Source organism: Pantoea sp. GbtcB22 (assembly GCF_019091025.1).
GTDB lineage: Bacteria > Pseudomonadota > Gammaproteobacteria > Enterobacterales > Enterobacteriaceae > Pantoea > Pantoea leporis.
Genome location: NZ_JAGXKB010000603.1, coordinates 1 through 245, shown reverse-complemented (window position 1 = coordinate 245; position 245 = coordinate 1). Strand labels below are relative to the sequence as shown.

The window sequence follows — 245 nt, the reverse complement described above, 5'->3', positions numbered from 1 at the left end:
ACGCTGCGCAATGCCGAAGCCGTTTCGCTGGCATTGCCGCTCAGCGGCATTACGCTCTATTGCGGGCTCTACGACAACGAGCTGCTGTCGCGCGTGCTGGAGCAGCAAATTCCCTTCTCTGATATGTTCTTTGATTACCTGAATTGCACCCAAACGCTGGCGGCAGGCAACGGCTCGCCTGAACCGGCGCTGCGCCGCGTTGAGCTGGCGCTGCTCGGGCATCTCGGTTACGGCGTGGATTTTCT

Annotated in this window: 1 protein-coding gene; it reads left to right on the top strand. The window is 60.0% G+C overall.

Annotation, left to right across the window (positions count from 1 at the left end; translation table 11 throughout):
* The coding region (locus KVT28_RS26110) for a DNA repair protein RecO (RefSeq protein WP_217551177.1) at positions 1-245 on the top strand (245 nt) is incomplete at both ends.